Raw genomic sequence first — 18,734 nt, 5'->3', positions numbered from 1 at the left:
CACAACGCATCGGCAAGTTGACGTGGGGGCGTTCGCCGGCCAGAGACCCGCGACGCAAGCGGGCGCATGGCCGGGGGCATCGAGGAAGACGGATGGCTCTACGCAGGTTCCTGACGACGGTCACGCTCGCCGCCGCGCTTGGGCTGCTTGTGGCGTGCGATTCGGCAAAGGAGCGCGCCGAAAAACATTTCGAGGCAGGTCTGGAATATATTCAGGCGGGCGATGTCGATCGTGCCCTGGTGGAGTTCCGCAACGTATTCCAGCTTGACAGCACCCACCGCGAGGCGCGCCGCGCCTATGCGGAGGCCGAGCGCGGCCGCGGCCGACTGCGCGAGGCCTTCGCGCAGTACCTCCGACTGGTCGAGCAATATCCCGACGATCACGGCGGGCAGATCGCGCTGGCGGAAATCGGCGCCGAAGCCGGCGACTGGAAGACTGCGCAGCGCTATGCCGGCGAAGCCCTGAAGCGGAGCCCGGGCGATCTCGCTCTGGAAGCGATCCGGACTGCGGCCGACTACGCGATCGCGGCGGAAGCCAATGATGCCGGCGCCATCGTGGAGTCCTCGCGGCGGGCGCGGGAACTCCTCAAGGAGTTGCCGACCAGCCTACTCCTGCACCGGGTTGTCATCGACGATCTCATCCGCGCGCAGGATCATGACCAGGCGCTTGCCGCAATCGATACCGCGCTCAAGCTTGCGCCCAAGGACCGCGCCCTCTATGCCCAGCGCCTGTCGATCCACGCCGCGCTAGGCGATGACGCGGCGGTCGAGGCCGGCCTGATCGACATGGTCGCACGCTTCGACGACGCACCCGAGATGGGGCAGGCCTTGGTCCGCTGGTACGAATCCAAGGGCCAGATCGACAAGGCAGAGGCCTTCCTCAGAAGCCGCGTCGCCCCCGGTGCGCCGGATCAGGAGCCGGCGCTGCAGCTGGTCCGCTTCCTCTCCGAGACGCGTGGCGCCGAGGCCGCCGTTGCCGAGCTCGACCGCGTGATGGCCGAAGGCGCGACTTCGCCCGTCTATCGCGCCGCGCGCGCCGGTTTCATCTTTGACCTTGGCCGCCGGGACGAGGCGATCGCCGAGATGCAGGCGATCCTGGAGACCGCCGAACCCTCGCAGGAAACCCGGCGAACGAAGGTCGGGCTCGCGCGGATGCTTGCGGCCACGGGCAATGCGGTCGGCGCCCGTTCACTCGTGGAGGAGGTTCTGAAAGATGACGGAGGCGACGCCGAGGCTCTGAAGCTGAAGGCGAACTGGCTCATCCTCGACGATCAGGTCGGCGAGGCGATCGCCATCCTGCGCCGCGCCTACGACAACAACCCGCAGGACGCCGGCATCCTGACGCTGATGGCACAGGCCTACGAGCGTGACGGAAACCGCGATCTGATGCGCGAGTCGCTGTCGCTCGCGGTGCAGGCGTCCAACCGGGCGCCTGAGGAAACTCTGCGGTATGCGCAGCTTCTCGCCTCGGAACGCAAGCTGATCCCGGCCGAGAGCGTCCTTATCGAGGCGTTGCGCATCGCGCCCGGCAACGTCTCGCTGCTGATGCCGCTTGGCCAGATCTATGTCGAGATGCAAGACTGGCCGCGAGCCGAAACTGTTGCGGCCGAGCTTGAGGTGCAGGCCGATCCCGCGGCGCGACCGGCGGCCCAAACCCTGCGGGCCGCAATCCTTGCGGGTCAGGAGAACACCGATCGTGCGATCGGCTATCTGCAAGGGCTCGTCACCGAGGGCAAGGGCGGACTGGACGCGAAGATCGCGATCCTGCGTACCCACCTCGCGAACGGGCAGAACGCCAAGGCGCTCGCCTATGCCGCGAGTCTCGTGGCCGAGAACCCCGACGACCCCGACCTGCGCTTCGTCGATGGTTCGGTGCGGGCGCTCACCGGCGACATCGCCGGCGCGGAAGAGCGCTATCGGGGGCTTCTCGCAGAGGACAAGACCCGGGTGGCGGCGTGGATGGCGCTGTCGCGCGCGATCCTGAGCGACCCCGACCGCTTCGACGATGCCCATGCAGTCATTGACGAGGCGTTGGCTGCGGTACCGCAGTCGGGTGAACTGAAATGGGCCAAGGCCGGTTTCCTTGAGCGCAAGGGGGACCTCGATGGAGCGATCGCCATTTATGAGGAACTCTACCGCGAGAACAGCGCCAATCCGGTGATCGCGAACAACCTGGCGAGCCTGCTGGCCTCGCACCGGACGGACCCCGACAGCCTTGCCCGCGCCGAGGTGATCGCGCGTCGCCTGCGTGGCAGCGATATGCCGCCGTATCAGGACACCTACGGCTGGATCGCCTATCAGCGCGGCAACTACGACGACGCGGTGAAGGAACTGGAAAAGGCCGTTCAGGGGCTTGGCGAGGACCCTCAGGTGCGCTTCCACCTTGCCATGACCTACCTGAAGCTGGGCCGCGAGGCCGAGGCGCTCAAACAGTTCAACGAGGCGCTCGCCCGGGTGGAGGAGACCGATTCGCGGCCGTTTGTGGCTGCGGCGCGGCAGGAAAAAGCCTCACTGGAGGCGAATGGTGTCGAGGTTGGAAACTGACCCCGGTGGCTGTTGCCCAAGGGGCACGAAATGGTGCCCGGCCCGCGTTGTGCAGAGAGGTTCGGAAACTAACATTTTGATTTCCCGCGCCCCGGGCTTAGGCTTCCTACGATTCGAATATGACTGAGGAACTGAAATGTTCAGAGCTCTCGCTGGTCTCCTCCTCGCCGTGCTGCTTGTGCCGGCGGCCTGGGCGCAAAGCGGTTATCGCATCCAGCCCGGCGACGTGTTGCAGATGGAGGTCCTGGAAGACCCGAGCCTCAACCGCAGCCTTCTCGTCCTGCCCGACGGAAGCGTCAGCCTGCCGCTCGTGGGCACCGTGCAGGCCACGGGCAAGAGCGTGGAATCGATGCGCAACGCGATCTCGGCCGCGCTGGCGTCGAACTTCGCCTCGCCCCCGACGGTCTTCCTCTCGGTGGGCCAGCTCAACCCCGTGACCTCGGCCGTGAACGCAGCCCAGGCACAGGCGGTGGCCGCGAATGTGCGGCCCTACGGCACGGTAGCGGTCTACGCGGTCGGCGAGTTCAATACCCAGGGCCGGCTCGACATCCAGTCGGGTACGACGCTCCTGCAGTTCCTGGCTGAAACCGGCGGTCTGACCCGGTTCGCCGCGACCAAGCGGATCCAATTGCACCGTCCGGACAAGAAGACGGGTTTGGAAACCGTTTACAACTTCAACTACAAGGCCATTCAGGCCGGAGCCAAGGCCCCGGTGATCGTGTTGCGGGACGGTGACGTGATCGTGGCGCCGGAGCGCAAACTCTTCGAATAAAGGCGGATACGGTGGGGACGAGCAGAACAACGATCGCGACAATCGCGACGCTTTCGACAATCTGGCCCGGTATGGCGCTCCCCCAGGGGAGCGCCGGCACATCTGTGACGGGCTATACACCTCCGGGCACGACGGCAACCACGACGGCGGGCACCACAGCCGGGACCGCGGCCCAGCCGGCCACGCCGACCCAGGGTGGCCTGCAGGTGGACATCGGGGTCAGCTCAAAGCTCACCGTCGATGACAATTTCCAGCTCCAGCCGAGCAGCGCCGGTACCTCTACCATCTGGGACAACACGCTGACCTTCGGCCTCTCGAACGTGACGGGAGTGCAGGATCTGACCGTGAACGGCTCGGGCGTGTTTCGGTACGGCGACATTCCAGGCCGCTCGCTTTCGGGGTTCGAAGACCCCAACCTGCGCTTCCGCTACAGGCTCGACGGGGTGAACAGCCAGTTGACCCTTACCGGTCGCTACCGCCATGTCGATCGGGAATTCCTCGACCCGTTCCAGATCGAACAGGAAGAAACGAACGCCGGTGCCTTCTATTCCGGCGGCGGCACGATGACGATCCGCAACGCAGGCATGTCCTATGTCACCGGCCTCAACGATCCCTTGACCTTCACGCTGAGCCTCAGCCACGACGAGAAGGATTATGACGCCGCGGCGCTTGCCGCGAACGCCCGGCTTTTCGACACCAAGAACGATGATGTGAACGCAACCGTCGCGCTGAAGGTGTCGCCGGTCACCAGCCTCCGGTTCAACGCGGGTTACGCGCACTACACCGCCGAAGACACGCCGCAGACGGACCGCACGACGACCGACTATTCGATCGGCGTGGTCCAGGACATCAACCCTGTGCTCCTCCTCGACGCTCGCCTCGGTGTCACCGAGGTTGAAACCGACACGCTGACGGGCACAACCCAGCGCGACGGCGTGACGGGGGCCGTCACCCTGACCCAGACGCTCGCGAACGGCACGGCGTTCCTTGCTGTCGACTCGACGGTCAACCAGAACGGCGCGCGCGAGACGTTCCGTTTCGGCCGCAATCTCCAGCTTCCGCTCGGCACCTTCTCGGGTTCGCTCGGCGCCACCCACGCCCCGAGCGGAAACACCTATGCCGTGGCAGCACTCGCCTACAGCCGGCAGCTCAAGTCATCGAACGTCTCGGTGTCGCTGAACCGCGCGGTCAACACGAACAATTCCAGCGAGGACGTTCTCGATACCCGTCTGACGGTCGCCTACGGCTACGACATCAACAACAATTCTCGGCTCAATTTCTCGGTGAACTGGGGTCGCTCGGAAAGCGCCGGGATCGGCGCCGCGCCGACGATCGAGCGGACGACCCTGAGGGCGGCCTACACCCATGACCTGACCCAGGACTGGGCGCTGACCGGAGGGGTTCTTCTGCGCCACCGTTCGGATTCCTCGGCGCCGGGCGACGCGCAGTCGAACTCGGTCTTCGTCACGCTCGGCCGCACGTTCAGTTTCCGCCCGTGAAACGGTGGCGGCGGCCTGGCCTTTTCGGTTCCGTCCGCGAAACACGTGTGCCTTTCCGCGGACTTGTGACCAGGCAGGCGCCGAAACCGGTCGCCACGCTGACGTTCTTCCCCTAGATTTGCGCCCGTTCGATCCGCGTGAGTAGCCTTCAGATGAGCCAGTCCACCAGCCCCGGCGGGTCCGACGCCCTGAGGTTCAGCGCCGTGAAGCCGGCGGGCTTCGTGCTCTTCGTGCTCCTGATCCTCGTCTCGCTGCCCATCTTCTGGATCGGGCATGTCTCGTTGGCCCTTGCCTGGTCCACCGCGGAATACAGCCACGGGCCGCTCATCCCGCTCATCTCGCTCTACCTCTTCCTGCGCGAGTTGCGGCGGATGCCGCCGCCGGCGCCCGAGGTGCGGCTCCGCTGGCCGGGACTTGTCGTCGTGGCCGGTGCGCTGGCACTCGCCGGCCTCGGCAATCTCATGCGGGTGCCGGACATCGTCACCTATGCCTTCATCCTCTGGGTCGCCGGCGTGGTCCTGACGATGTTCGGCTGGAGTCGCGGTCGGCTCCACATGTTGCCGGTCTTTCACCTGATCTTCATGCTTCCGCTGCCGCAGGTGCTCTACTGGAAGCTGACGATCTTCCTGCAGTGGGTCTCCTCGGCGCTGGGCGTCTGGTTCCTGAGTCTCGGCGGCGTGGCCGTCTTTCTCGAAGGTAACGTGATCGACCTCGGGGTCTACAAGCTTCAGGTGGCCGAGGCATGTTCCGGCTTGCGCTACCTCTTCCCGATCCTCAGCTTCTCATACCTTTTCGCCATCCTCTATCGCGGGCCGTTGTGGCACAAGGTGGTGCTGCTCGTGTCGGCCGCGCCGCTGACGGTTTTGATGAACTCGGTTCGCATCGCCGTGATCGGTGTTCTGGTTAACAGCTACGGGATCGAGCAGGCGGAAGGCTTCCTCCATTTCTTCGAGGGCTGGGTGATCTTCCTCATCTGCGTGGCGATCCTCTTCGGGCTCGCCATGGTGCTTCAGCGCTTCGCACCCAATCCCTTGACGCTCTCCGAGGCGATCGACCTCGATTTCGAAGGATTCGGCACGATCTTCACCCGCGTCTTCGCCATCCGCGCCTCGGCTGCGCTCCTCGCCGCCGTGCTGATCACCGGCGCCGCCTCCACCGCCTGGCAGACCCTCCCCGCGCCCGAGGTCACTGCCCCCAACCGCGACCCGCTCCTGCTGTTCCCGCGGCAGGTCGAGAACTGGCAGAGCTACACTGTCGATCTGGAGCCGGACATCGAGCGTGTTCTCGCGGCCGACGACTACCTCAACGCTTTCTACGAGAAGCCCGACGAAGCGGGCGTGGTGAGCTTCTTCGTCGCCTTCTATGCCAAGCAGACGGAGGGCCAGGGCATCCACTCGCCGGAGGTCTGCCTGCCCACCGGCGGGTGGGAGGTGTTCACCCTCCAGGAAGTGCCGCTCGACCTTTCGGACGTCGGATACGGGCGGTTCAATGCCAACCGCGCGGTCATCCAGAAGGGGCTGTCGAAGCAGCTTGTCATCTACTGGTTCGAGGGGCGCGGCAAGCGGGTCGCCAACGACTTCCGTGCGAAGCTCTCGGTGTTGAGCGACAGTCTGACGATGGGGCGGACAGACGGCGCGCTTGTCCGATACGTGACGCCGATCGAACCCGGCGAGACGGAGGCGGATGCCGAGGCACGCCTGATGCGCTTCATGCGCCTCAGTCTTGCGCGTCTGCCGCAGTTCGTGCCGTTCTGATCCGCGCCCTTCGGCCCCACTTGCGGATCGGCCGGGCATCGGCAGGATGCGCGCATGAATGACGCGGACCGCACGCCCCCTGACCCCGGGTATCTCGGTGGCCCGATCTCCTGGCCGGTCTGGGTCATCGCCGGCACCTGCGTCCTGCCCGAACTCGTGCTGGCAGGGGCGGACCCCGGTCTCTGGGGCAAGCCGTGGTGGCGGATGGTGACCTATCAGTATGCGGGCTTCTGGCCCGGGCTTCTTGGCGACTGGCGTCCGAACTACGTCGGCCAGCCCTGGACGATGTTCGCAAGCTACGGCTTTCTTCACGCCGGCCTGTGGCACCTCGCCGTGAACATGACGACGCTCTTCCTCCTCGCGGGTCCGGTTACGGCGCGAATCGGCGCGCGCGGATTTCTCCGGACCTATGCGGTGTCGCTCGTCGGCGGAGCGGTCGGATTTGCCGCCCTGACGACAGGGCCCACGCCGATGGTCGGCGCCTCGGGCGCGCTCTTCGGCCTTGCCGGCGCGTTGCTGGCGCTGGAGTTCGACCGGCACATCGCCCGTGGCCTGCCTGTGCGCAATGTGCTCGCCATGGTGTTCGGCCTTGCTGCGGGGAACGCAGTCCTTGCCTGGACCTCGGGTAGCGCTCTCGCCTGGCAGGCGCATCTCGGCGGTTTCGTCGCCGGCTGGCTCTACGCAACCGCGGCGACGCTGCGACGGGCAACCTGATCAGCGCCCGATCTTGGCAAAGATCCGGTCGTAGGCTGCCAGGAGATTCGGCACCGAATGGGCCCAGCTGAGCGCCGCCTGCACCCGCTCCCGCCCGATCCGGCCCATCTCGGCGCGCTTGCCCGGATCGTCGAGCAGGCCGACGATCTTTTCGGCGAAATCCACCGTGTCGTTGGCGCGCGCATAAAGCGAGGCTTCGGCCGCCGAGGCGCGCCCCTCCTTCAGCTCGAACTGCACGATCGGCTTGGCGAGCGTCATGTATTCCATGATCTTGTTCATCGTCGAAAGGTCGTTCATCGGGCTCACCCGGTCGGGGTTCACGCAGACATCGGCGGTGTTCAGCATGTCCAGCAGCAGATCGTCAGGCGCGCGGCCGGTAAAGGTGAAGTAGTCGCCGAGGCCCCGCGCGTTCACGTCGGCCCGGATCTCCTCCAGCGCCGGGCCGCCGCCGACGATGCCGAAGTGCACGTCTGTCCGCCCCATCCGGCGGATCATGTGGTCGGCCGCCGCCACCAGAAGGTCAAGCCCCTCCTGCTGGCCGATCACGCCGACATAGCCGATAAGATGCTTCGCACCCTTCTTCAGCTCGTCCCGCGGCGGTCGGATCACGAGCTTTTCGATCTTCGGGCCGGAGCGGACGACGAAAACGTCCTCCGCCTTCATGCCGCCGCGCCGCCGGGCGATCTCGGCATAGCTTTCGTTGGTGGCGATGGAGACGGAGGCCGTCTTGAACGTCAGCCACTCGAAGAGGACCATCGCCTTCCAGAGAAGGCCCTTCCTGTCGAATTTCGCCTCGTAAAGCTCGGGGCAGATATCGTGATGGTCGAAGAGGTAGCGCGCACCGAAAAGCCGCATCGCCCAGGCGACGAGGAAGATGAGGTCCGGCGGGTTGCAGCCGTGCAGCACGTCGATCCCCCGCTCGCGCCGGACCCTCATTGCGAGCCGCAGCTCGCTCCAGAGCGCCGAACCGTACTCTCGCAGGTAGCCGCCGGCGGAATTCCCTTCGGGCGGCAGGTCGTGCCTGTAGACGTGGACACCGTCGAGATACTCGTATTCCGCCTCGAACCCCTTGCCCTTGGGCGAGATGACCGAGACGGTGTAGCCGTGCTGGGCCAGCGTCGTCGCCTCCGCCCAGACGCGGCGGTCAAAGGGCACGGGCAGGTTTTCGACCACGATCAGGACGCGGCGGCCCGCACCGCGCAACGTCTCACCAGTTGATGCCACGATAACGATCTCCGAGGTGGGCCGACAGGCCCGGGATGCGCGCGAGGTCCAGCACCCTGTGCTGCGGCCCGAGACGGTCGGCCAGAAGCCGGAACTCCGGCGCTGGGTTGCCGACGATCACCAACTCGCCATGCGCCAGCACCGCGTCCATGTCGTCGGACAGGATGTCGCCGATATGGGGGATGACGCCCTCGATATAGGCGCGGTTGGCGCCGAGAAGGCGGGCGAGATGCACGTTCTTGTCGTAGATGCGCAGATTGAAGCCCTTGCCGATGAGCCGTTCGACGAGAGTCACCTGCGGACTTTCGCGCAGGTCGTCGGTGCCGGACTTGAAGCTTATGCCGAGGAAGGCGACGTTGCGGATGCCGAAGTCAGCGACCATCTCGACAGCACGGCCCACCTGCGCCTCGTTCGTCGGGATGAGCGCGTTGAGAAGCGGCAGGTCGAGGTCGAGGTCGCGGCCCTTGAAGGTCAGCGCGCGCACGTCCTTGGGCAGGCAGGAGCCGCCGAAGGCGAACCCGGGTTTCATGTAGTAGGGCGAGATGTTGAGCTTGGTGTCCTGGCAGAAGATGTCCATCACCTCCCAGCTGTCGACGCCGACCGCCTGGGCGATGTTGCCGATCTCGTTGGCGAAGGCGACCTTGGTCGCGTGCCACGAATTGTCGGCGTATTTCACCATCTCGGCGACTTCGAGCCTTGTGGCGAACTTCGGCCCCGGCAAGGCCGAGTACAGGTCGAGCACTCCCTGCGCCACGGCAGGATCGTCAGAGCCGACGACGGTCTTCGGCGGGTTGTCGTAATCGTAGACGGCAGTGGACTCGCGCAGGAACTCGGGATTGTTGGCGAGCCGCAAGAGCGCGCCCGTCCTGTCGCCCAGTTCCCTCTCCAAGGCCGGAACGACGATGCCGCGCATCGTTCCCGGCAGGATGGTTGAGCGAATGACGACCGTGTGCGGGCGTCCCTTCGCCGCGATCGCCGCGCCGATCTCCTCGCAGACACGCTCCACCGCGGAGGTGTCGAGGCTGCCGTTCCGGCGCGAGGGCGTACCGACACAGACGAGGCTGAGGTCCGTCGCCATGACCGCCTCTTCGGCGGAAGTGGTGGCGCGGAGGCGGCCCGCAGCGACCGTCTCCGCGATCAACTCGCTCACATTCGTCTCGACGATTGGGGCCTTGCCGGAATTGACGATCTCGACCTTCGCGGGCTGCGGATCCACGCCCGTGACCTCGTGGCCGTCGCGGGCCAGACAGGCGGCCGAAACAACGCCGACATAACCCATGCCGAAAACTGCGATCCTCACTGGAAACCTCGCGTATCTGTCATCCATCCGGCGGTGTGCCGACAGGGCGGAATTTCCGCATGTCGGGTCGGCCCTGTGCCCGCCGGATGCAGCGCCAGACCTAGCCGAGTGCCTCTGCCGGAGCAAAACCAATCTTCTGCGGCGCAGCAGAAACAGGCCAACGCCGAAACAATCATGGTCCTTCCCTCAGTTCATATTCGGCGACGACGGTGTTCTGTAGAAACAGGAAATTGTCGTCCGAGATCATGCTGATAACGATCCGCCCCTGGTCGTCGGTCCAAAGGCTCATCCCTTCCATGTTGTCGAGCGTGCCGGGCGCGGTTTCGAGCAGCGTGTCGGCCGAGCCGAAGACGCCGTCACGGTAGTCGAAGCGGCGGACGCGGGTTGCGAAACCGCCAAGCGAGACCCGCCGCTCCAGAAGGTAGAACCGGCCGTCTGGACCGAAGGCCGCGTCCGAAACGTCGAACCCGCCATCCCCGGCCGGCACCGCCGGACCGGGGCGCCATGACATGTCATGCCCTGCGCCGTCGCCAAGGAAGGTCGGATACCCGCCCGTCTGCGCCTGGGCCGTTTCAACGACGACGATGAGCCCGCCCTCGGGCCGTTCGGCGAGACCTTCGAAGCTTTCATTGTTCCAGAGTTCGTGGAACCGCTCGAAGTCATGGAGCGGCGTTGGATGGAGATCGGGAGGGTGGACGCCGGTCACGCGCGCGTAGCTTTCGTAGGCGACATAGAGGCCGCCGTCCCTCGCCGGGGCCAGCGCCTCGGCATCGGCGGTGAAACCCTCTACCGGCCGCCCGTGGTTGTCGAGAAGCCGACCGTGCCAGAGGGTGCGGATCTCGGCAATCCGCCGGCTGGAATCCCTTGCTATGGCTGCGTGGTAAAGCTCTCCCTGATCGGTCACCGCGTAGAACGTGCTGCCGCCCGACGCCATGACAAGGCCCGAGAAGCCACCGAAGCTGTCGTCGCTTTTGCGCCAGGTGTACTGGCCGATCGGCACGAGCTCTCCGGCGCCGGCATTGCCGGTTGCAAGCCCCGCGACCAGCGAGGCAGCGCGGAGAATGCTCTCAGCGATGCGCACGGCCGAAGGCGATCCTTTGCGCCTCTGGGGAAAGTCTTTCCCGCACCGACTTCGGCGGGCCGAGCCCCCAGACGGCCCTGATAAGCGCGCCTGCCTGCGGCACCGCACCCTTCAGAAGAAGCTGCAGCGCCTTTACCGTCGCATAGGCCGTCGCCACCGGCAGCCCGATCGGGTTGAAGCGGCGGACGAAGAGCATCCTGCTGTGGTACTTGAACCAGAACGAGAAGGGCGAGGCGAGCCGTTCGAGTGTGGGCGAGCCTATCGAGGTGCCAGCATGATGATAGACGACGAGTCCCTCGGCGACGACAAGCGGCATCGCCCCGCGCCTGAGCGCCCAGTCGGCCTCCTCGTAATACAGAAAGTAATCCTCCCGCATGGGTCCGACGGCTTCGTAGAATCCGCGCGAGGCGACCATGCTGGCGCCGGTGATGAAGTCGAGGTCCTCGCCCTTCGGCAAAGACGCCTCGGCCGCCGGACGGCCGAGATTGACGTTGCCGGAAACCCCGGTCCAGAGGCTGACGAGGCCGCCGTCGATCTGCACCCGGTGGGGCGGCTCGGCATAGCAGACCCGCCCCCCCATCAGCGCATAGCCCGGCGTCTTCGCCGCCTGCCTGAGGATCGCGCGGCAAGCACCCGGATCGGCATAGGCGTCAGGGTTCAGCACCCAGAAATGGGCAGTCTCCGGCATGGCCGCCAGCAGGGCTAGGCCGACGTTCACGCCCCCGGCAAAACCGCGATTCGCGCCGGAGTGGACGAGCGTTACCGCACCAGCCGCGTCGCGCGACGGACGGTCGGCGGCCGCGAACTCCCGCACCTCTGTGCCCTTCCGCGACGCCCAGTCCCGCAGCACCGCGACCGTGTCGTCGGTGGAGGCATTGTCTACCACGATCACTGCCGGTGCCCCGCCTTCCTGCGCCAGAAGGCTTTCGACACAGCCGAGGATAACCCCGGCCGAGTTGAAGGCCACGACGACGACGCCGATCGGGGGGGACTTCGTAGTCATCAATGCTCGATCTTACTGTTTCTTGCGCGTGGATAACGCCCGACTGTGGTAGCAATTGGGCGGAGTTCGCGCCAGAAGCTGCCCGATGCCGCGCCGCCGCGAATTGCCTTGGAGCGCGCCGCTGCCTAATCTTCGTGCAAGACCGGTTAGGAGAGCCCGATGGCCGTCGCAAAACGCTCGCTCCTGTCGCGCCTCTTGCGGGCCGCGCGATCTTTCCTCGATCCTGGCGTCTTCATCCATCCGTTCCGGCTCATGCACTACTATGGCTACAGTCATGTGAAGGAGCGCCGCAAACTCAGCCTCGGGCGTGATGTGCGGATCGCGCCCAACGTTTCCTTCGCTCATGCCGAGCGGATCGAACTGGGCGATCAGGTGCAGGTCGGGGCGCGGTGTTCGCTCTGGGCCGGCAAGTCGAAAAGCCGCATCCGGGTCGGGGAGCGCACGACCTTCGGGCCGGAATGCTTCGTGACTGCGGCCGACTACGGTCTGGCCGCCGGAGCGCGCATCACCGATCAGGAGATGGTGGAGCGCGACATCACCATAGGCGCGGACTGCTGGATCGGCGCGCGGGCGATCCTGACGGCGGGCGTGACCGTCGGCGACGGCGCGGTCATCGGCGCAGGCTCGGTCGTTACCCGCGACGTGCCTGCCGGTGCGATTGCCGTGGGCGTTCCGGCCCGCGTCTTGAAGATGCGCAGCTGAGCTCAGCGCCGCAGGAAACGGCGCCAGAGATAGCCCCTCAGCGCCGACATGGAGAAGAGCGCGGCAAGGCAGAAGAAGGCCACGAACCAGCGCGTCCAGTCGAGGTGATCCACGAGCCCCGGTCTCGGGGGAAAATAATGCGCATCCATCAGCGCCGCCGCCCCGGCAAGCGTCGAGAGAAGCGACGGCAGGACGAGCGGGCCGAGCAGGAGCCCCGTCCGCTTCGCCGCCAGCCTGATCGACACCAGATAGCCGACCACCTCGGCCCCCATGGCGATGTAGATCACCGTCAGCACGTCGCCGGTGTGGGTCACGGCATACCAGGAGAGCGGCAGCGACAGGACCCGGATCAGGTTCGCCGCCGCGGCATTGCCCGACCTTTCCTTCGCCAGGGCCACGGTGGAACCTCCGGTCTTGGCCACCCGGACCGCCTGCATCACCGTCATCGGCACGAGGATGTCCAGGATCGCGGCATACTTCGCCCCGAGCAGCAGATGGATCACCGGACCGCCCAGAAGCACGATGCCGAGGATGAGCGCGACCCCGATCGCAAGCCCGGCCTCGACCGCCGCCGTCCCGAGCCATCGGAAGGACTCGACGCGGTCGCGTGCGCCCGACAGCGCCGGCAGGAACAGCGACTGCGTCGCCCCGGCGAGCACCAGCGTGGGCGTGAGCGTGAGCGTGATCGCCATCGAGAAGACGGCAAGCTGGCTCATTCCGAGTTCGCGGCCGACGATCAGACGCTCGCCGTTGAAGACGCCAAAGAGAAGGACTCCGTTGAGAAGTAGCGGCCAGCCGAAGACCGTGGCGCGGCGGATCAGGGCGAAGTCGAAGCCGAGCGCATAGCGACGCTCGGCCATGACATGCGACAGCGCGACCATGGACCCGGCCTGGATGAACAGGCACACAAGCATGATCCGGTAGTCGCCGTAGAGGTAGGCCAGCGGCCAGACCGCCAGCACCGAAACGAGCGGCGGGATGGCCTGGGTCACGATCCAGGGCCGGAAGTTCATTTGCCGCTTCAGCCGATGCATGTCGAAATGCTGCAAGCCGTTCACGAGCGGGATGAACGCGATCACCTGGTAGGCCCATGCCACATGCTCGACGCCGAGAAAACGGGCGTAGGGCACGGCGATGGCGAAGAGGATGAGGCTCGACAGCACCCCGCGCAAGACCTGGAAGCCCTGCATCGCCTTCTGCACCGCGGGATCGTCGCCGTCGCGATCCACGACGATCATCTGGTTCAGCCCGAGATACGACAGCATCTCGACAATCGACATGGCGACCGCGAAGGTGGACGCGATGCCGTAGTCCTCGGGGCTGACGAGCCGCGCGATGATGAGGTTTCGGACCAGGAGCAGCGCCGAACCGAAGGCGTTGCCCGACACGAGCATGAAGGCGTTTCTCAGCATGGATGCCCGTCTCGACCGCAACTGCCCGCGAGGTCTTTTCGGGCGGTTCCGTCCGTTGCGCAAGCCTTGACTTCAGGGGCGGTGCGGCGGTGGCGGCGAATTGCGACATTTGCGCGTGTGAATCGCGTGGTCGGCGCTGTAAACGGGCAAGGCTGCAGGCAGAAGCATCAACACTGGCGCTTCCATTGGCGCGACCGTTTCTGGATTCGGGACCGTGACGGGTCGCCCAGGCCTCGCCCGCTACTCTTCCTCTCCGATCTTGCCGCGAAGGCTCTTCACCTCTCCGCGCTGCGCCTTCGCCTGCAGGCGCCGCCGTTCGCTGCCGGCCGTCGGCTTCGTGGCGATCCGCCGCTTTGGCGCCACCAGCGCGGCACGAATGATCTCGGCCAGGCGTTCGCGCGCGATCTCGCGGTTGCGTGCCTGACTGCGCGTTTCCTCGGCGCGGATGACGATGGCGCCGTCGAGGGTCCAGCGTCGCCCCGCGAGCCGCTTCAACCGTGCCTTGACTGCGGGCGAAAGGTGCGGGCTGCGTTCCGCCTCAAACCGGAGTTCCACCGCGGTCGAGACCTTGTTCACGTTCTGCCCGCCGGGCCCCGAGGCGCGCGAGAAGGTCTCGGTGATCTCCCAGTCGGCGATGGCGATGGCGTCGGTGATCCTGAGCATGGCGCGGCCTGGCGGTGGGAACCTGCGCAGGTTGGGGGTTTCGGCCCGGCGCCGCAAGATCGGAAGCGCGCCCGACGAGCGCAAGGAAAGTGATCGGCGGCCCCGTGCCCGCAAGCGGGGAGCTGGCCGGCACGAATTGCGCCGCGTCGCCGATGGGGTACCATGGCGCGCAGAAGAACGAGGCAAGGGCGCGGGCAGCATCATGATGATTTCCAGACGAACCTTCGGACTTGGGCTTGCCCTCACGGGCCTTGCCGCCTGCGGCACACCCGGCGCCACGCGCCTTGCCACCAGAGGCCCCGCGACGCTTGCGGAGGACCTGCGCCCGGTCGCCAATGCGGGCTATGACGCCTGGGTCGCAGCGTTTCGCGACCGGGCAGGGCACTACGGACTGAGCGAGGCGACCGTCGCCTCGGCCTTCCGCAGCGCGGGCTACCTGCCCGGCGTCGTCACCCGTGACCGCAACCAGACCGAGTTCAAGCGCAGCCTCGAGGATTACCTTTCCATCGCGGTGTCGGACGAGCGGGTGGCCAAGGGCCGCGCCGCCTTCGCCGCGCACCGCCCGACCCTGTCGGCGCTGGAGGCGCGCTACGGCGTGGACGCCACGATCATCGCGGCGATCTGGGGCCTCGAGAGCTTCTACGGCGAACGGCGCGGCGATGTGCCGGTGGTTTCCGCCACATCGACACTCGCCTATGACGGGCGGCGTGGCGCGTTCTTCGAAAGCCAGCTCGTCGCGGCCCTGAAGATCCTGCAGAACGGCGACACCACGCCCGCCAACATGACCGGCAGCTGGGCCGGGGCGATGGGGCATACACAGTTCATCCCCACCACGTACCTCGCCCATGCGGTCGATTTCACCGGCGACGGGCGGCGCGACATCTGGTCCGACGATCCGACCGACGCGCTCGCCTCAACCGCGAACTACCTGGCCGAAAGCGGCTGGCGTCGCGGCCAGCGCTGGGGCGGAGAGACCGGGGCCGGCGCGCCTGCGGGCAGCGTGATCCAGCCGCAGGCCGGGGGCCCGAGTTTCTCCGTCACCGGCAACTTCGGCGCCATCAAGCGCTACAACAACTCCGATTCCTACGCGCTGGGCGTCGGGCTTCTTGCCGACCGGATCGGCGGGGCGGGCCCCTTGCGCGCCACCTTCCCGCCCGACGCCAACGGGCTGACCAAGGCTGATCGCATCATGCTGCAACGACGGTTGACCGCGCTCGGTTATGACACCGGCGGCGCCGACGGGGTGATCGGCACAAAGACCCGCGACGCCATCGGCGCCTGGCAGGCGAGCCGCGGCCTGCCCGTCACCGGGGAGCCGTCGCTCGCGCTGCTGCGCAGCCTCGGCTGATCAGGGCAGCGAAATGGAAAGGGCCGTTCCGGGTTGGAACGGCCCTCCGAGATCTACGGAGATGGGCCAGTTAGGGTGTCGAAGATCGACTAGGCCCAGTCAGGGTTCTTAACCCTCGGGGTTGCCCTCAGGCCACGGCCCCCCTGACTGTCCCGACACCTCTCTCCAATATCACTCTAGACACTGGATCACCTCCTTTCTCTGGGTTGCCGTTATCCACAGGCTGCCACAGATTTTGTGTCTGTCAAACATTTTCACGCAACTTTTTCCGTCAGCCTTGTAACAATCACGCGGAACGGCACCAGTGCCACGATTGCGAGCGACAGCTTGACGAGCCAGTCGGCGACCGCGAGCGAGAGCCAGAGAGGGGCCGCGGGGCCCCAGCCCAGTAGCGGCAGAATCTCCCCGGCCCAGGACACGTCATTGCCAGGTTCGAGGAAGGCGAGCGACGCCGAAAAGGCCATGGTGAAGAAGATCGCGGTGTCGAGTGTGGAGCCAGCCAGCGTTGAAACGAGCGGCGCACGCCACCAGCTGCCCGCGCGCAGGCGGTTGAACACGTGCACGTCCATGAGCTGGGCGACGAGGAAGGCGGCCCCCGATCCCGCCGCGATGCGCAGCGTGACGAGCGGACCGAACTCGCCCACGATCCGGGTGCCGATGAGCGAACAGGTGACCCCCACGAGGAACCCCGCGACCACCACCTTGCGCGCGGCGGAAGGGCCCTGGAAGCGGTTCGTGAGGTCGGTCACGAGGAAGGCGAAGGGGTAGGTGAATGCCCCCCAGGTCAGCCACTGGCCAAAGAGGAACTGCACAAGGATGTTCGAGGCCACAACGATGGCGGCCATGGCAAGAATGCCGGGGATCAGGCTGCGGGTCATGTCGGTTCCGTTTTGACAAGGTGGCGGAGACTTGGCCCCGGTCATAACACAGGGACCCGGGGCCTCTACGCGCCAGGCTTCCGCCGGTCAAGTCACTCCGTCACGCGCAGATCGACGATCTCGGACTTTTGCACCGGCAGGAAGTTGTCGTCGGAAACCATCGTGAGCCTGACGCCTCCTTCGGCGTCCTCCCAGGCGGCAATCCCTTCGAGGTTGTCATGATGGCCCGGCTCACTCTGCCAGATCACCACATCCGCCGCTACCCGGTCGTGGTCGAGCGTGATCTGGCGCACCCGGGACGCGAAACCGAGGAGCGGCCAGAAACCGCGTTCAAGAAGATAGAGCCGCCCGTCCGGGCCGAAGTCCGCGCCCGTCGATGACCAGACCCGGTCGTGGCGGAGCGTGAAGATCGCGCGCGCGTTCTTTCCCTTCACAAGATAGACGGGCGTATCGCCGCCCTGCGGCGGCACTTCCGGAATCGCGAAGATCCGCCCGGCGCGGTCGATGGCCAGCGCCTCGATTCCCTGGTTCATCGGGAAGGCCGCGAAGGCATCGGGACCCGCCTCGGCGATCCACTTCTTTCCGCCGGGTCCGTAGTGCACGATACGGTCCCACGACTCGTAGGAGACATAGATCCCGCCGTCTGGCGCGAACGCCACGCCTTCGGCGTCGTCCATCCAGTCCTGAAGCCGCGTCCCGTGCCAGGACACCGGCAGCACGGGTTCCCCGACGGTCGCGCCGGTGACTGCGCCACCCGCGCCTCGGGTGAACCGGCCGGAGAAGAAGGCCGCCGAATCCGAGACGACGATGAAACCGAGCCCGTTGGGTCGAAGGTCAATCGCTGACAGGCCACCGAAATGGGGATCGTCGTGGTGCCAGACGAAGGCTCCTACCTCTTCGGCCCTCATTGGCGCTGGCGAGGGCGACGCCAGCAGGACGGCGATGACGGCAAGCGTCAATCCGCCGCCAAGACCCCTGTGCACTGCCGCGGCAGGTCCGCCATGGTGAACTCGCGCGGTCCCTTCTTGCGCGGGCCGTTCGGTTTCTTCGGCGGGTTCCTCAGTTCCTCGAGATAGGTCGTGACCCACCATGTCAATGTCTCGTCGCACCCGTCGCCGCCTTTCGACAATTCCGCCACCGAGGGGGTCTGCCGCCGACAGTGCTGCGACCCGCCAGGGCATTTCAGACGGACATGGAAATGCGTGTTGTGCCCGTAAAGGGGGCGGATCTTCTGAAGCCACGCCTTGTCGGAGGGTTTCGCCGTCTTGCACATCTCGATCTTCGCCGCGGCCGCGACGAATATCCGGTCCACCCTCGGGTCCGAGGCAGCGGCCTGCAGCAGGAGGTGATGCACGCGCGTCCAGTTGCCGTTGACACGCTTCTGGTCCTCGGTCCGGACCGAGACCGAGCTCAGGCTCTCCCGTTCGGCGCGCGACAGGTCCAGCCGTGCGGGCGGCAGCATCCAGATGTCGGCATCCAGCCCGATCTGGTGGCTCGCGTGACCGCTCGTCATCGGTCCGCCGCGTGGCTGGCTCATGTCGCCGATGTAGAGCCCGGCCCAGCCCATCTGCCGCGCGGCGGAGGAGAGGTCGATCAGGAACCGGACGAGTTCGGGTTGCCCCCAGTTGCGGCCGCGCGACAGCCGCATCGCCTGCCAGGTCGGTCCGCTTTCCGGCAGCTGCACCATCCCGGCGCCGCAGCCTCTCGCGTAGTCGCCGATGGCTTGCGGTTTCTGCTGCGAGCCTGTCCTCTGCGCCCCGAAGAGATCCTTGGCCAGCGGCGATGCCGAAGCGGCGCACGGCACGGCAAGAACGAGGAGAAGAATCAAACGCGCAATCATG

The 18,734-nt window shown here is 66.3% G+C and carries 16 protein-coding genes; 7 read left to right on the top strand and 9 right to left on the bottom strand.

Annotation, left to right across the window (positions count from 1 at the left end):
- The first annotated feature begins 92 nt into the window (after positions 1-92).
- The 5 genes from ACMUOO_RS03100 (at position 93) to ACMUOO_RS03080 (ending at position 7,282) form a co-directional block, all read left to right on the top strand.
- The gene (locus ACMUOO_RS03100) at positions 93-2,543 is read left to right on the top strand and encodes a tetratricopeptide repeat protein (protein WP_301917914.1); all 2,451 of its coding nucleotides are present in this window, start codon (positions 93-95) and stop codon (positions 2,541-2,543) included.
- Positions 2,544-2,679: 136 nt separating this feature from the next.
- Entirely contained in the window at positions 2,680-3,315 is a 636-nt protein-coding gene (locus tag ACMUOO_RS03095; RefSeq protein ID WP_301917915.1) for a polysaccharide biosynthesis/export family protein, read from the top strand.
- 104 nt (positions 3,316-3,419) lie between these two features.
- Positions 3,420-4,814 carry a hypothetical protein gene (locus tag ACMUOO_RS03090; RefSeq protein ID WP_413854860.1) on the top strand — a complete coding sequence of 465 codons (1,395 nt, stop codon included), beginning with the start codon at positions 3,420-3,422 and terminating at the stop codon, positions 4,812-4,814.
- Positions 4,815-4,966: 152 nt separating this feature from the next.
- Positions 4,967-6,568, top strand: a complete 1,602-nt coding sequence (gene xrtD, locus ACMUOO_RS03085; protein WP_301917917.1) for a VPLPA-CTERM-specific exosortase XrtD — start codon at positions 4,967-4,969, stop codon at positions 6,566-6,568.
- 54 nt (positions 6,569-6,622) lie between these two features.
- Positions 6,623-7,282, top strand: coding sequence for a rhomboid family intramembrane serine protease (locus ACMUOO_RS03080; protein WP_301917918.1), 660 nt, complete (start codon positions 6,623-6,625; stop codon positions 7,280-7,282).
- Here the strand turns inward: ACMUOO_RS03080 and ACMUOO_RS03075 are convergent, their stop codons facing one another.
- From ACMUOO_RS03075 to ACMUOO_RS03060, 4 genes are all read right to left on the bottom strand, one after another.
- Positions 7,283-8,506, bottom strand: a complete 1,224-nt coding sequence (locus ACMUOO_RS03075) for a glycosyltransferase family 4 protein (protein ID WP_301917919.1) — start codon at positions 8,504-8,506, stop codon at positions 7,283-7,285.
- On the bottom strand, positions 8,490-9,806 hold the full coding sequence (locus ACMUOO_RS03070) for a nucleotide sugar dehydrogenase (RefSeq protein ID WP_301917920.1): 1,317 nt from the start codon (positions 9,804-9,806) through the stop codon (positions 8,490-8,492). Before ACMUOO_RS03070 ends, ACMUOO_RS03075 begins: the two co-directional genes overlap by 17 nt.
- 172 nt (positions 9,807-9,978) lie before the next feature.
- Positions 9,979-10,887: an esterase-like activity of phytase family protein gene (locus ACMUOO_RS03065; protein ID WP_301917921.1), complete on the bottom strand. Its 909-nt coding sequence runs from the start codon at positions 10,885-10,887 to the stop codon at positions 9,979-9,981.
- Positions 10,874-11,890 carry a glycosyltransferase gene (locus ACMUOO_RS03060; RefSeq protein ID WP_301917922.1) on the bottom strand — a complete coding sequence of 339 codons (1,017 nt, stop codon included), beginning with the start codon at positions 11,888-11,890 and terminating at the stop codon, positions 10,874-10,876. Before ACMUOO_RS03060 ends, ACMUOO_RS03065 begins: the two co-directional genes overlap by 14 nt.
- Before the next feature lie 159 nt (positions 11,891-12,049).
- Between ACMUOO_RS03060 and ACMUOO_RS03055 the strand changes: the two genes are divergently transcribed.
- Positions 12,050-12,592: an acyltransferase gene (locus ACMUOO_RS03055; RefSeq protein WP_301917923.1), complete on the top strand. Its 543-nt coding sequence runs from the start codon at positions 12,050-12,052 to the stop codon at positions 12,590-12,592.
- A gap of 2 nt (positions 12,593-12,594) precedes the next feature.
- Here the strand turns inward: ACMUOO_RS03055 and ACMUOO_RS03050 are convergent, their stop codons facing one another.
- The gene (locus ACMUOO_RS03050) at positions 12,595-14,004 is read right to left on the bottom strand and encodes an oligosaccharide flippase family protein (RefSeq protein WP_301917924.1); all 1,410 of its coding nucleotides are present in this window, start codon (positions 14,002-14,004) and stop codon (positions 12,595-12,597) included.
- 240 nt (positions 14,005-14,244) lie between these two features.
- Positions 14,245-14,667, bottom strand: a complete 423-nt coding sequence (gene arfB / locus ACMUOO_RS03045) for an alternative ribosome rescue aminoacyl-tRNA hydrolase ArfB (protein ID WP_301917925.1) — start codon at positions 14,665-14,667, stop codon at positions 14,245-14,247.
- A 202-nt stretch (positions 14,668-14,869) separates the two neighbouring features.
- On the opposite strand from arfB, the gene ACMUOO_RS03040 reads away from it, so the two are divergent.
- A complete protein-coding gene (locus ACMUOO_RS03040) occupies positions 14,870-16,015 on the top strand; it encodes a lytic murein transglycosylase (protein ID WP_301917926.1) in 1,146 nt (381 codons plus the stop codon).
- A gap of 254 nt (positions 16,016-16,269) precedes the next feature.
- Here the strand turns inward: ACMUOO_RS03040 and ACMUOO_RS03035 are convergent, their stop codons facing one another.
- From ACMUOO_RS03035 to mepA, 3 genes are all read right to left on the bottom strand, one after another.
- Positions 16,270-16,893 (bottom strand): queuosine precursor transporter, encoded by a 624-nt coding sequence (locus ACMUOO_RS03035; RefSeq protein ID WP_301918060.1) that lies wholly within the window; start codon positions 16,891-16,893, stop codon positions 16,270-16,272.
- A gap of 92 nt (positions 16,894-16,985) precedes the next feature.
- Positions 16,986-17,852, bottom strand: a complete 867-nt coding sequence (locus ACMUOO_RS03030) for an esterase-like activity of phytase family protein (RefSeq protein WP_301918061.1) — start codon at positions 17,850-17,852, stop codon at positions 16,986-16,988.
- On the bottom strand, positions 17,849-18,733 hold the full coding sequence (gene mepA / locus ACMUOO_RS03025; protein ID WP_301918062.1) for a penicillin-insensitive murein endopeptidase: 885 nt from the start codon (positions 18,731-18,733) through the stop codon (positions 17,849-17,851). The genes ACMUOO_RS03030 and mepA overlap by 4 nt, the downstream gene beginning before the upstream one ends.
- Between the last annotated feature and the right edge of the window lies 1 nt (position 18,734).

The organism is Albidovulum sp. (assembly GCF_041919395.1).
GTDB lineage: Bacteria > Pseudomonadota > Alphaproteobacteria > Rhodobacterales > Rhodobacteraceae > Albidovulum.
The sequence above is the reverse complement of the archived record's forward strand: the minus strand, read 5'-3'. Positions and strand labels throughout refer to the sequence as shown.